This is a genomic window from Piscicoccus intestinalis NBRC 104926 (assembly GCF_001515525.1).
Lineage (GTDB): Bacteria > Actinomycetota > Actinomycetes > Actinomycetales > Dermatophilaceae > Kineosphaera > Kineosphaera intestinalis.
In genome coordinates this window covers 1-13,298 of sequence record NZ_BCNQ01000127.1, presented here as the reverse complement: position 1 = coordinate 13,298, position 13,298 = coordinate 1, and the positions used below count along the sequence as shown (strand labels likewise).

12 protein-coding genes and 1 pseudogene are annotated in these 13,298 nt (G+C 69.5%); 12 read left to right on the top strand and 1 reads right to left on the bottom strand.

Annotation, left to right across the window (positions count from 1 at the left end; all coding sequences use genetic code 11):
* Window positions 1-332: 332 nt before the first annotated feature.
* A complete protein-coding gene (locus tag PINTE_RS16670; protein WP_068433028.1) occupies window positions 333-746 on the top strand; it encodes an Hsp20/alpha crystallin family protein in 414 nt (137 codons plus the stop codon).
* 265 nt (window positions 747-1,011) lie between these two features.
* On the top strand, window positions 1,012-1,539 hold the full coding sequence (locus PINTE_RS16665; RefSeq protein ID WP_068433026.1) for a general stress protein: 528 nt from the start codon (window positions 1,012-1,014) through the stop codon (window positions 1,537-1,539).
* Between the two features lie 32 nt (window positions 1,540-1,571).
* On the opposite strand, the pseudogene PINTE_RS16660 reads toward PINTE_RS16665, so the two are convergent.
* A pseudogene (locus tag PINTE_RS16660) lies at window positions 1,572-1,958 on the bottom strand (DDE-type integrase/transposase/recombinase); the annotation flags it as partial.
* Here PINTE_RS16660 and PINTE_RS16655 point away from each other — a divergent pair.
* From PINTE_RS16655 to PINTE_RS16610, 10 genes are all read left to right on the top strand, one after another.
* Window positions 1,904-3,316, top strand: a complete 1,413-nt coding sequence (locus PINTE_RS16655) for an L-serine ammonia-lyase (RefSeq protein ID WP_068433024.1) — start codon at window positions 1,904-1,906, stop codon at window positions 3,314-3,316. The pseudogene PINTE_RS16660 and the gene PINTE_RS16655 sit on opposite strands and share 55 nt — an antisense overlap.
* Window positions 3,317-3,368: 52 nt before the next feature.
* Window positions 3,369-4,685 (top strand): SLC5/6 family protein, encoded by a 1,317-nt coding sequence (locus PINTE_RS16650; protein WP_068433022.1) that lies wholly within the window; start codon window positions 3,369-3,371, stop codon window positions 4,683-4,685.
* Window positions 4,686-4,734: 49 nt separating this feature from the next.
* Complete coding sequence (glgX, locus tag PINTE_RS16645; RefSeq protein WP_068433020.1) at window positions 4,735-6,876, top strand: glycogen debranching protein GlgX; 2,142 nt, start codon at window positions 4,735-4,737, stop codon at window positions 6,874-6,876.
* Window positions 6,877-6,947: 71 nt separating this feature from the next.
* Window positions 6,948-7,430 carry a hypothetical protein gene (locus PINTE_RS16640; RefSeq protein WP_068433018.1) on the top strand — a complete coding sequence of 161 codons (483 nt, stop codon included), beginning with the start codon at window positions 6,948-6,950 and terminating at the stop codon, window positions 7,428-7,430.
* Between the two features lies 1 nt (window position 7,431).
* Window positions 7,432-8,211 carry an enoyl-CoA hydratase/isomerase family protein gene (locus PINTE_RS16635; RefSeq protein ID WP_068433016.1) on the top strand — a complete coding sequence of 260 codons (780 nt, stop codon included), beginning with the start codon at window positions 7,432-7,434 and terminating at the stop codon, window positions 8,209-8,211.
* A gap of 185 nt (window positions 8,212-8,396) precedes the next feature.
* Entirely contained in the window at window positions 8,397-9,182 is a 786-nt protein-coding gene (locus tag PINTE_RS16630; protein WP_068433014.1) for an electron transfer flavoprotein subunit beta/FixA family protein, read from the top strand.
* A gap of 26 nt (window positions 9,183-9,208) precedes the next feature.
* The gene (locus PINTE_RS16625; RefSeq protein WP_068433012.1) at window positions 9,209-10,165 is read left to right on the top strand and encodes an electron transfer flavoprotein subunit alpha/FixB family protein; all 957 of its coding nucleotides are present in this window, start codon (window positions 9,209-9,211) and stop codon (window positions 10,163-10,165) included.
* Window positions 10,166-10,700: 535 nt separating this feature from the next.
* A complete protein-coding gene (locus tag PINTE_RS16620; RefSeq protein ID WP_068433030.1) occupies window positions 10,701-11,855 on the top strand; it encodes a cysteine desulfurase family protein in 1,155 nt (384 codons plus the stop codon).
* Window positions 11,855-12,967: a tRNA 2-thiouridine(34) synthase MnmA gene (gene mnmA, locus PINTE_RS16615; protein ID WP_068433010.1), complete on the top strand. Its 1,113-nt coding sequence runs from the start codon at window positions 11,855-11,857 to the stop codon at window positions 12,965-12,967. The genes PINTE_RS16620 and mnmA overlap by 1 nt, the downstream gene beginning before the upstream one ends.
* Window positions 12,968-13,105: 138 nt before the next feature.
* A partial coding sequence (locus tag PINTE_RS16610; protein ID WP_217996623.1) for a hypothetical protein occupies window positions 13,106-13,298 on the top strand: 193 nt, incomplete at its 3' end.

Below are 13,298 nucleotides of genomic sequence, written 5' to 3'. Positions count from 1 at the left end.
CCAGCACGGACCGGTCAGGCTCGAGCAGCTGGCCGGTGACCTCCAGACCGAGGCCGTCGAGGCGGGTGAAGGTAGTCAGGTCAGGGCGCGTGAAGGTAGCGTCAGGCACGTCGAGGTCTTCCGGACGGGTTGTGTGAGAACTCCCATCATCGGAAGACCTCAACCCTCACCCCGACACCGACGCGCCGCCCCAGGTCGCACCACAGCTACACCCTCATCTGTAAAGAGCCGAAAAACAAAGAGGTAGTAGTTGCACCCACGGAGTAACCACGCTAACATTGACATAGTCTGATACGTCCGACGCCACCATATCGGGAAAAAATCGATTCACGATGACAACGTCCTCCGATCCTTTCGGCGAACTTGACCGCCTCGCATCGAGCCTTCTGCGGGCTCGTCCAGGACCGCGGCTGATGCCGGTCGACTTGTACCGGGAAGCTGACCGTTACATTCTCACCGCCGACCTGCCCGGGGTCGAACCGGAGTCGGTAGACATCGACGTCGACGGTCAGCTGCTGACCATCCGCGCCCAGCGCACTGCACCCCGCACCGAGGGAGCCAAGTGGCTCGTTCAGGAGCGACCCGCGGGCACCTACCTCCGCCAGTTCAGCATCGGCGAGGGTGTCGACTCAGCCAACGTCTCCGCCTCCTACGACAACAGCGTGCTCAGCCTGGTCATCCCAGTAAGCGAAAAGGCAAAACCCCGCAAGATTCATGTCCTGAGTCAGCACTCGACTCAGGAGTAACGCCCGGCCGGAGACCCATCGACGAGCCAAAGTTAGCAAGACGTCAAGCACCACACCGACATAGAACATGCCGCGGATGAAGGGCACGGAACAACCCAACTCCATGCTTCTCGTTCGCGGCACGCGCCGAAAGCAAACAAGGGCGACCTTTCCCTGATGCCGAACGGCGCAACACCCGTCCATGCAAGACCGGAAGACGGGCATGCACCCAGCCTTCTGGTCTTAGCACGGTGGTTCATCCAGTTTTCACTGAAGGAGTACGCCCATGACCAGCCCCGAGACCCCTCGCAACAACCCTCCGGAGCAGGAGGCTAATGAGTTCTCGCACACCAATGACCCCCGCTGGAAGCAAACGATCGCGCAGTTCTCTGACTACGCCAGTGCGCAGGCAGCGGTTGACCGTCTTTCCGACGCCGGCTTCCCCGTGGAAAGAGTGGCGATCGTGGGGCTCGACGTTCGTGTTGTCGAGCACGTACTCGGTCGCTTGACAGGAGGAAAAGCTGCGCTAAAGGGCGCAGCCGCTGGAGCGTGGTTCGGTGTTCTGCTAGGCCTGCTGTTCGGGCTGTTCGCCCCCGGATTCGGTTGGCTGGCCATCATGATCATCTCGGTCGCCTCTGGCGCAGTTTGGGGGGCTTTGCTTTACTTCCTTGGACACCTGGCTACGGGCGGCCGACGGGACTTCGACTCGCTGAAGACCCTTGAGGCGGGCCACTACGAGGTCCAAGTGGAAGCACCATACGCTGCGGAGGCCGCTCGTCTCCTCGCGGACCAGACCGCCCACCCCGGAGACTGAAAAGGCGTGAAGTGAAGCGCCCTGAGTCTGGGGTAGCCGTGTAGGCGCTGGGTGTCGTGCCAGTGCACCCATCCGAGGGTCGCGAGCTCGAGGTCCTCGACCGTCCGCCACGGTCCGGGACGGGCGGGGCCGCGGACGAGTTCGGTCTTGTAGTAGCCGTTCACGGTCTCAGCGAGGGCGTTGTCATAACTGTCGCCGACGGTCCCAATAGATGGCGTCGCGCCTATCTCGGCGAGACGTTCGCCGTAGCGAATGGACGTGAATTGGGACCCTGCGTCGCTGTGGCAGCGGAGATCGTCGTGGTGAGCGCCGCGGGACCAGCACCCCATCTCGATCGCGTCGAGGATCATCTCGGTGCGCATGTGTGACGCGCACCGCCACCCGACGATCATCCGGGAGAACGCGTCAACGACGAAGCAGCCTCTTTTCGATCGGCATCGGCCCCAGTTCGTCCCACACGGTCGGACCGATGCGTGCTGCCCAGCGTTTCGCAGGCGCCCTGGAGGATCGGGGCGCCGTGGAGTCGACGGCACGGGTGCTCGTCGAACTGTTCGGTTCGCTCGGGTCAACCGGTGCCGGCCATGGTTCGGACAAGGCCGCCATCCTCGGGCTCATGGGTGCCGATCCGCAGCACGTGGATACCGATACAGCCGACGAACACGTGAGTCACGCCTGCCAGGTCCGCTGTCTGTCGCTCGGTGGTCGGCATGAGATCGATTTCGACCGGGCCCGCGATGTGCGTCTGTATCTGGATCGAACTCTGCCGGAACACCCCAACGGCATGACGTTCACCGCGTTCGACGCGGGTGGTGAGACGCTGCTGCGGCAAACCTTCTATTCGATCGGCGGCGGTTTCGTCGTCGCCGAGGCGGAGATGGGTCGAGCGGACACGGGGGTGGCCGTGCCGTTCCCCTTCGACTCCGCCGCGCAGCTCATGGCCTGCTGCGCGCGCCACGAGATGCGGGTCAGTGACGTCGTGCTGGCCAATGAGGGTGCGTTCCGGGAGGAGGCCCGTACCCGCGCCGAGCTGCTGAACGTGTGGGCGGTCATGCGCAAATGCGTCGAGAACGGCTGCCGGCGTTCGCAGACGTTCCTGCCGGGCCCGCTTCGGGTGCAGCGTCGCGCACCGCGGCTGCTCGCCGAATTGGAGAGCATGAATGCCCCCCAGTCGCAGACCGACCCTTTGTCGGCGCTGGACTGGGTCGCCCTCTGGGCGCTCGCTGTCAACGAAGAGAACGCCTCCGGTGGGCGCGTCGTCACGGCGCCGACAAATGGTGCCGCGGGCATCATTCCCGCGGTTCTGCACTATTACTGCCGTTTCGTACCCGGTACGGATGACGAGGGAGTCGTCCGGTTTCTGCTCACGGCCGGTGCGATCGCCATGCTCATCAAGCGCAACGCGTCCATTTCCGGCGCCGAGGTCGGCTGCCAGGGCGAGGTCGGCTCGGCCTGCGCGATGGCCGCGGGTGCCCTGTGCGAGGTGTTGGGCGGTACGCCCAGCCAGGTGGAGAACGCCGCGGAGATCGGCATCGAGCACAACCTCGGACTGACCTGTGACCCGGTCGGCGGACTGGTTCAGATCCCGTGCATCGAACGCAACGCCGTGGCCAGCGTCAAGGCGATCAATGCCGCCCGCCTCAGTCTGCACGGGGATGGCAGCCACCGGGTTTCGCTCGATGCCGCGATCGCGACCATGCGCCAGACCGGGGCGGACATGCGCGGCAAATACAAGGAGACCTCCCTGGGTGGTCTCGCCATCAACGTCGTCGCGTGCTGAGCGACGCCAGATCACCAACCAGTCACCGGTCAGACACCTCGCAAAGGAGACAATGTTGTCACCGTCGTCGAACGCTGCAGACCCGCGGCGGAAAGTCGAAGAATCTGCCTCCGGCACCGGCAGCCCCCAGACATCGCCCGCGCCACGCTGGACCGCCTACGACACCGGCTGGACACTGAGTCTGTTCGGCACCGCGATCGGGGCAGGGATCCTCTTCCTGCCGATCAACGCTGGGGTCGGCGGTCTGTGGCCGCTGCTGATCGTCACGGCGCTCATCGGCCCCATGACCTTCCTGTCCCACCGGGCGCTCTCCCGTCTGGTCTGTTCGTCCCGACGGGCCGGAGACGACATCACGGTCGTCGTGTGTGACTACTTCGGAGAGCGGGCCGGCAGCCTCATCACCGTGCTGTACTTCTGTGCGATCTACCCCATCGTGCTTATCTACGGCGTGGGGATCACGAACACGATCGACAGCGTCATGGTCAACCAGCTCGGCGTGCCGAGCCTGCCCCGTTGGCTGCTGTCCGGCCTGCTGATCTCGCTGATGATGGCGGTCATGATCTCCGGGCAGCGCGTGATGCTGCGAGTCACAGAGTGGATCGTCTACCCGCTCATCGCGATCCTGGCGGGAGTCACGTTCTATCTCATCCCCTCATGGAGCTTCGACGGCCTGCTCCAGGTCTCGGCCCCCGGTGACATGCTGATGTCGATCTGGCTCGTCATCCCGGTGCTGGTGTTCGCGTTCAACTTCTCCCCGGCGATCAGCCAGTTCTCCGCCGCGCTCCGGCTGCACTACGGCGACGCCGCGGCGCCGAAGGCCTCGAGCATCCTGCGGCGCACGACCGTCATGCTCGTCGTGTTCGCCATGGGATTCGTGTGGTCCTGCGTGCTGGCTCTCGGGCCTGATGGCCTGCGTGCCGCCCGCGAGGCCAACCTCCCGGTGCTCTCGTACCTGGCCAACGTGCACGACAGCCCGTTCATTGCCTACCTCGGCCCGGCGATCGCCATCGCCGCCATTGTGTCGTCATTCTTCGGGCACTACCTCGGCGCGGCCGAAGGGGCGGCCGGCATCGTCCGCTCCCTGGCCGCAGCCCGCGGACGCACTCCCGACGAGCGCCGTCTCCGCGGCGGGATCGCCCTGTTCATCTTTCTGACGACATGGGGGGCCGCCATCGTCAACCCCAGCATCCTGTCGCTCATCGAGATGCTCGCCGGCCCGGTGATCGCGGCTGTTCTCTACCTCATGCCGATGTATGCCGTGCACACCGTCCCCGCCCTGCGGCAGTATCGCGGCCGCCTGAGCAATGTCTTCGTCACCGTCGCAGGAGTCGTGGCCGTCGGAGGGATCCTGCTTGGCGTCGTGCGCTGAGCGACAACCCGCGACTCCGCGCGAGTGCCCTGGCCACTACATTGGTCCAATGGCGAGCACACCCGACCTGCCGCCGCCGCTGGGGGCCATGCCGGACGAGACCGGCAGCACGTTCGCCATCTCCGCCGCGCACGCGACGGCCGTGGACCTGTGCCTCTTCGGCGACCACGACGACCCCGATGGCCCGGAACGCCGGGTGCCGCTGACCGACCGCGTGCACGGCGTGTGGTTCACCCACGTGCACGGCGTGCGGCCCGGTCAGCGGTACGGCTACCGCGTGCACGGCCCGTGGCGCCCCGAGCAGGGGCATCGCCACAATCCCGCCAAGCTGCTGCTCGACCCGTACGCGCGGGCCGTCGACGGGGCCGTGCAGTGGGTCCCCGAGATCTATGGCCACGTCGTCGGCGACGACCTCGAGGGGGAGCCGGGGGTGCGCGACGAGCGCGAGAGCGCCCCCTTCGTGCCGCGTTCGGTCGTCGTCGCGGCCGGCGGCTTCGACTGGGGGCCTGCCGAGCGGCCGTTGCACGAGCGTCGCGTGCCCTGGCCCGAGACCGTCGTCTACGAGACGCACGTGCGCGGGGCGACCAAGCTCATGCCCGGCGTGCCGCCCGAGTTGCGCGGCACGTACGCGGGCATCGGCCATCCGGCGTTCATCGAGCACGTGCTCGGCCTCGGGGTGACCACCATCGAGTTGCTGCCCGTGCACTGGTTCGCCGACGAGCCCGCCCTCGACCTCGGCGGTCGGTCGAACTACTGGGGGTACAACTCGCTGGGGTTCTTCGCGCCGCACATGCGCTACGCCGCGGCGACCGACCCGCTCGGAGCCGTCACCGAGTTCAAGGAGATGGTCCGGGCCCTGCACGCCGCGGGCCTGGAGGTACTGCTCGACGTCGTCTACAACCACACGGCCGAGCAGTCGCGCACCGGTGCCACGCTGTGCTTCCGGGGCATCGACAACGCCACGTACTACCGGCTCGACGAGCGCGGGCAGGACATCGACGTCACCGGCTGCGGCAACACGCTGAACATGCGTCACCCCATGCCCATGCGGCTCGTCATGGACTCCTTGCGGTATTGGACCGAGGAGATGCACGTCGACGGCTTCCGCTTCGACCTGGCCGTCGCCCTGGCGCGTGGACGCACCGACGACTACGACCGCGATCACGCGTTCCTCATGGCGCTGCGCACCTCGCCGGTGCTCTCCCGCGTCAAGCTCATCGCCGAGCCCTGGGACGTCGGGCTCCACGGCTGGCGCACGGGCCAGTTCCCGCCTCCGTTCGGGGAGTGGAACGACCGGTTCCGCGACACCGTGCGCACGTTCTGGCTGGCCGACGTCGCGGTGCCGCCCTCCCAGGGGCACGGGGTGCGCGAGCTGGCCACGCGGCTCGCCGGCTCCCAGGACCTGTTCGGCACCGACGACCGCGGCCCGCTCGCCTCGATCAACTTCGTCTCCGCGCACGACGGCTTCACGCTCGCCGACACCTGCACGTACAACCAGAAGCACAACGAGGCCAACGGCGAGGGCAACCGCGACGGCCACGGCGACAACCGGTCGTGGAACCACGGCGTCGAGGGGCCCACCGACGACCCCGAGATCGGCCTGCGCCGGCGCCGCAGCATGCGCAACCTGCTCGCGACCACGCTGCTGTCGACCGGCACGCCGATGCTGCTGGCCGGCGACGAGTTCGGGCGCACCCAGGGCGGCAACAACAACGCCTACTGCCAGGACAACGAGACGTCCTGGACGGACTGGGAGCTGCAGCCCTGGCAGCACGACCAGCTCGCGACCGCCTCCTACCTGGTCGGGCTGCGCCGCCGGTTCCGGGTGCTGCGCCAGGGCACGTTCTTCCCCTCCCACCCCCGCCCCGGAGACGGTCGGGTCGACCTCATGTGGTTCGGCCGCCGCGGCGATCGGATGACCTGGGAATCCTGGGAAGACCCGCACTCGCGCACGCTGCAGATGCTGCTGCTCGGCGAGGACGTGCAGGGCGACTCGCTGCTCATCGTCATGCAGGGCGATCAGGACGACACGACCGTGCGCCTGCCGCGGTTCGAGGATCAGGAGCGCGGCTACGAACTGCTGTGGGACAGCAGCTGGGAGCGGCCGCAGGAGGAGCCCGGGCCGCGCGTGTCGGCGGGGGAGACCGTCTCCGTGCCGGCGACGACGGTGCAGATCTACCTCGTGCACTGACTGTCACGCACGGCGGGCGTCGATTCGGCGTCGATGTCACGGGCCGCACCGCGAGTCGATACCGTGGCCCCATGACGGATCCCACCAGTCTGCCCAACTTTCCTCCGCCCGCCGACGAGCACCCGCTGCGCGGGATCGTCCTCGACGCGCTGCAGGACGAGGGCTTCCGCCCCGACATCGATGCCGACGGCGACGTCAGCTTCAAGATCGAGGGCCAACAGCTGTTCGTGCACTGCACCGAGGGCGAGTTGCCCGTCATGCGCATCTTCGGTCAGTGGCAGATCGCCGACAACCTCCCCGACGACCTGCTGACCCAGATGCGCGCCGCCAACGACCTCTCGCTGCGCCTGAACATCGTCAAGGCCGGCATCAACGCGGGCACGCTGGTCGTGACCTGCGAGCACATCGTGCTGCCCGGCAGCCACGACGTGAAGCAGCTGCTTCAGCTCAGCTACCAGCTGGTGCTGACCGCCGTTCAGATGTGGCACCAGCTCATGCTCGGCGAGGACGTGTTCGGAGACGGTGGCAGCCCGACCGACGGAACGCAGGTGTGACATGACCGAGTTCGTGCGCCTCGAGGTCGACGGCGCGATCGCGACGATCCGGCTCGACCGGCCGAAGATGAACGCCCTCAACGCCCAGCTCCAGGAGGAGCTGCGCGAGGTGTCGGCGGAGGTCGCCGCCCGCTCGGACGTGCGGGCCGTCATCGTCTACGGCGGTGAGAAGGTGTTCGCCGCGGGCGCCGACATCAAGGAGATGGCGACGATGTCCTACCCGGACATGGTCGACCGGGCGCCCAAGCTCTCCGACTGCTTCACGGCGGTCGCCCGGATCCCGCAGCCCACGGTGGCCGCGGTCGCCGGCTACGCCCTCGGCGGGGGCTGCGAGTTGACGATGTGTTGCGACTTCCGCATCGCCGCCAACGACGCGACCTTCGGCCAGCCCGAGATCCTGCTCGGCATCATTCCCGGAGCCGGTGGCACCCAACGTCTCTCGCGCCTCGTCGGCCCGGCCCGGGCCAAGGACCTGGTGTTCTCAGGGCGGTTCGTCTCGGCCCAGGAGGCGCTGGAGATCGGCCTCGTCGACGAACTCGTCGAGCCGGGCACCGTGCACGACTCCGCCGTCAAGCGGATGTCGCGGTACCTCAAGGGGGCGCCGCTGGCGATGCGGGCCGCCAAGGAGTGCATCGACCGTGGCCTCGACGTCGACCTCAACACCGCGCTGGCGATCGAATCGCAGCAGTTCGCCGCGTGCTTCGCGACCAAGGACCGCGAGGTCGGCATGCAGACCTTCGTCGAGCAGGGCCCCGGCAAGGCCGTCTTCGAGGGTCGCTGACCGCCGCGCGACGGGTCGTCCGCTCTCCCGCCAGGGGCCGTCCGGGCCCTGGCGGGAGAAGCTACTCTCCGGTAACATAGGCCGGAAAGCGACCCGTCGAGCGGCGCGGAGCGCGCCGGCGTAGGCCGAAGAACGGTCGCGGGGCGGCCGACGGGAATCGAGTAGTTCATCACGAAAGGGCGGACATGAAAATCGTCGTCTGCGTCAAGCACGTGCCTGACGCGCAGTCGGACCGCGGGTTCGACTCCGCAGACAACACCGCGGACCGGGAGTCCGTGGACGGGCTGCTCTCCGAGCTCGACGAGTACCCCGTCGAGGAGGCCCTGAAGATCCGCGAATCCGGCGAGGACGCCGAGATCGTCGTGCTGACGATGGGGCCGGCCAAGGCCGCCGACGCCGTGAAGAAGTCGCTGCAGATGGGCGCCGACCAAGGCGTGCACGTCACCGACGACGCGCTCGCCGGCTCGGACGCGATCGCCACCTCGCTCGTGCTCGCCGAGGCGATCAAGAAGATCGGCGACGTCGACCTCGTGCTCACCGGCATGGCCTCCACCGACGGCACGATGTCGGTCGTGCCCGCGATGCTCGCCGAGCGCCTCGGGCTGCCGCAGGTCACCTTCGCCTCGGAGGTCACCCTCTCGTCGGGCTCCGTGCAGGCCCGCCGCGACGGCGACGTCGCCACCGAGGTCATCGAGGCCTCGCTGCCGCTCGTGCTGTCGGTGACCGACCAGATCAACGAGCCGCGCTACCCCTCGTTCAAGGGGATCATGGCCGCCAAGAAGAAGCCGGTCGAGACCTGGTCGCTGTCGGACATCGGCGTCGACGCCGGGCAGGTCGGCCTCGACGCGGCCTGGACCAAGGTGACGAACGTGACCAAGCGCCCCCCGCGCCAGCAGGGGCTGATCGTCTCCGACGACGGCCAGGGCGGCGCGGTGCTCGCGCAGTTCCTGTCCATGCAGAAGTTCATCTGAGCGACGAGACGACAAGGAGACACATCATGACCGAGGTCCTCGTTCTCGTCGACCACGTCGACGGACAGGTCGCCAAGACGACCTTCGAACTGCTGACGCTCGCCGCCCGGCTGGGGGAGCCCTCCGCCGTCTTCATCGGAGACGGTCTCGACACGGCCAAGCCCGCGCTCGCCCAGTACGGCGCCGCGAAGATCTACGCGGTGCCCGGCACGGACATCGACGACTACCTCGTGGTGCCGGTGGCCGAGGTGCTCGCCCAGCTCGTGGAGTCGGCGTCGCCGGCCGCGGTGCTGGTGTCGAGCTCGGCCCACGGCAAGGAGATCGGCGCCCGGCTCGCCGTGAAGACCGGCTCCGGGCTCATCACCGACGCCGTCGACGTGCGCTCGGAGGACGGCGGCGTCGCGACCACGCAGTCGGTCTTCGCGGGCTCGTACACGGTCGACGCCGTGGTCACCCAGGGCACGCCGATCGTCACCGTCAAGCCGAACTCGTGCGCGCCCGAGCAGCGCGAGGGGGCCGGTGCCGTCGAGGAGGTCACCCCGCAGATCTCCGAGGGCGCGAAGTCGGCCCGCATCGTCGAGCGCCGTGAGAAGCAGAAGTCGGGGCGCCCGGAGCTCACGGAGGCGGCGATCGTCGTCTCCGGCGGGCGCGGCACCGCCGGTGACTTCTCCGCGGTGGAGAACCTGGCCGACGCCCTCGGCGCCGCCGTCGGTGCGTCGCGGGCCGCGGTCGACGCCGGCTGGTACCCGCACACGAGCCAGGTCGGCCAGACCGGCAAGCAGGTCTCGCCGCAGCTGTACGTCGCGTGCGGCATCTCCGGGGCCATCCAGCACCGGGCCGGCATGCAGACCTCGAAGACGATCATCGCCATCAACAAGGACGAGGAGGCGCCGATCTTCGAGCTCGTCGACTTCGGCGTCGTCGGCGACCTGTTCGCGGTGTTGCCGCAGGCCACCGACGAGATCGGCACGGCCAAGGGCTGACCAGCACGGCCAGGCATCGACCGGGGTTCCCAGCGGGGGCCCCGGTCGCTGAGTTGTGACGGTGCGCTGTGTTGTGACGGTGCGTGCTCCGGTGCCCGGACAGCACTGAACCCCGACGGCTTCGGGGGGCAGCGTCGGGGCTCAGTGGATCAAGATCGAGCCGGTGTGGTCGACTCGAGCACGTTCGGCCGCTTGTCGCCAGGGCCCGGTAGGACCGCTTCTCCCTGACCGCCTTGTCAAGGTGATCGGCGACAATTGGCAGAACTTTACGACCTCTTGAAAGTAGCTCACCCCTGGACGAAATCCAGAACCGGGCCCCGCGTCATCTTGCGCAATTGCGCGCATAGTGGCGGAGTTCACAGTGACAGATGGCAATTCCGGTGATGAACCGGGCGAAACCGGAGGGCCTCCCGGCGCGGCGTCGCTGGGTTCGGGGGGCTCGCGCGCGGCGCCTAGAATCGGTCGGGTGAACCCGCCCCGCGTATACCTCGACCACGCCGCCACGACCGCGGTGCGGCCGGCGTCGCTGGAGGCCATGACCGCGGAGTTGTCGCTGCTCGGCAACGCGTCGTCGCTGCACGGCAGCGGACGCGAGGCCCGGCGGCGCCTGGAGGAGCGACGCGAGCAGGTGGCCGAGGCGCTCGCGGCCCGTCCCTCCGAGGTCGTCATCACCTCCGGCGGCACGGAGGCCGACAATCTCGCGATGCTCGGGCTGTTCCGGGCCCGGCGCGCCGCCGATCCCGCGCGCCGTCGGCTCGTCGTGGCCGCCATCGAGCACCCGGCCGTGCTCGACGTCGCCACCACCCTCGGCGCCCGGGAGGACGCCCTCATCACCTGGGTGCAGCCGGACCACGAGGGGATCGTCACCGTCGAGGCGTTCGAGGCCGCCCTCGCCGAGGGGGACGGGCCCCGCGACGTGGCCCTCGCGGCCTGCATGTGGGTCAACAACGAGGTCGGCACCGTGCAGCCGATCGAGCAGATCGTCGCCGTGCTGCGCGAGCCGGCCGGCGGTGGCGGGCCGATCCCGCTGCACGTCGACGCCGTGCAGGCGGTCGGCAAGGTGCCGTTCGACTTCGGGGCCAGCGGGGCGACGACCGCCGCCGTCTCCGGGCACAAGCTCGGCGGGCCGACCGGGGTCGGTCTGCTGCTGGCCCGCCGCGACGCGCCGCTGGAGACGGTCTCGCTCGGCGGCGGCCAGGAGCGCGGCATCCGCAGCGGCACGCTGGCCGGCGGCCTCGTGGCGGGCCTGTCCGTGGCCCTGTGCGAGGCGGTCGCCGAGCAGCCGACCGAGGCGCCGCGGCTGGCCGCGCTGCGCGACGCCATCATCACCGGCGCCCGCGAGCTCGTGCCCGACGCGATCGTCACCGGAGCCTGGTCGCCCGGCGACGTCACCCGGCGCAGCCCCGCCAACGCCCACCTGCTCATCCCGGAGTGCGAGGGCGACTCGCTGCTCTTCCTCCTCGACGCCGCCGGCGTCGAGTGCTCCACCGGCTCCGCCTGCCACGCGGGCGTGCCGCAGCCCAGCGACGTCGTGCTCGCCATGGGGTACACCGAGGCACAGGCCCGCGGCGCGCTGCGCCTGAGCCTGGGGCACACGAGCACCGAGAGCGACGTCGAGGCGTTCCTCGCCGCGCTGCCGCAGGCCGTGGAGCGGGCGCGGCGCGCCTACCGCGCCGGAAAGGCGAGCTGATGCGGGTCGTCGCCGCGATGAGCGGGGGTGTCGACTCGGCCGTCGCTGCCGCCCGCATGCTCGACGCCGGCCACGAGGTCGTCGGCGTGCACCTCGCGCTGAGCTCCTCGGCGGCCACGCTGCGGGAGTCGGCCCGCGGCTGCTGCACGCTCGAGGACGCCGGCGACGCCCGCCGCGTCGCCGACCGGCTCGGCATCCCGTTCTACGTATGGGACCTCGCGCAGCGCTTCCGGCAGGACGTCATCGAGGACTTCGTCGCCGAGTACGCCGCCGGGCGCACCCCCAACCCGTGCCTGCGCTGCAACGAGAAGATCAAGTTCGCCGCGCTGCTCGACAAGGCGTGGGCGCTGGGGTTCGACGCCGTCGCCACCGGGCACTACGCCCGCGTCGTCGAGCCCGGCGACCCGGACTGCCGCACCGGCCGCCGCGAGCTGCACCGGGCGGTCGACCCCGCCAAGGACCAGTCGTACGTGCTCGGCGTGCTCGACGCCGACCAGCTGGCCGGCGCCTTCTTCCCGCTCGGCGACTCCACCAAGGACCAGGTGCGCGCGGAGGCGGCGAGCCGCGGCTTCGCGGTCGCCAAGAAGCCCGACAGCCACGACATCTGCTTCATCGCCGACGGCGACACCCGCGGCTGGCTCGCGCAGCGGCTCGGCGCGCAGCCCGGCCCGATCGTCGACACCGACGGCGAGGTCGTCGGCGAGCACGAGGGGGCGTTCGGTTACACCGTCGGCCAGCGGCGCGGTCTGCGGCTACGCAGGCCCGCCGCCGACGGCGCCCCCCGCTACGTCGTGGAAACCAGCCCCGAGACGAACACCGTCGTCATCGGCGCCGCCGACCTGCTCGGCATCGACGAGATCACCGCCGACCGGGCCCGCTGGTGCGGCCCGGCTCCCGACGGTGTCGTGGCCGTGGGCGCCCAGCTGCGCGCCCACGGGCAGGAGTTGCCCGCCACGGCGTGGGTCGACGGCGAGGACCCCTCGCGACTGCACGTGCGGCTCGACGAGCGCACCCGCGGGGTCGCCGCCGGCCAGGCGGTCGTGCTCTACGACGGGCCGCGGGTCGTCGGCTCCGGCACGATCACCGGCACCGGGCGCACAGCGCACGCCTGATCACCGCCGTTCCTTTCGCGTCGGTTGGCCGTTTGGAACGAATTCTCCTGGTCGTAAAGCCAGTTCAAGGCGCAGGCGGTTGGCTGTTCGCGGGCCGCAACGGCCCGGTCCTGCCCCCTCGCGCCCAGGAGTGTCGCCATGTCCGACGAGCTGTCCGACGAGCCCACCCGCACCGAGAACGCCGGCACCCCGCGCGGGATGTCCCGGCGCAGCGTGCTGCGCGGAGGCGGTGCCGGCGTCGCGAGCGCCGTGGTGCTCGGCCTCGGCTGGAACCAGCAGACCGCCCAGGGCGCCGGGACCGGCGCGGCTCCCGGCTCGGCCGCCGGGGCTG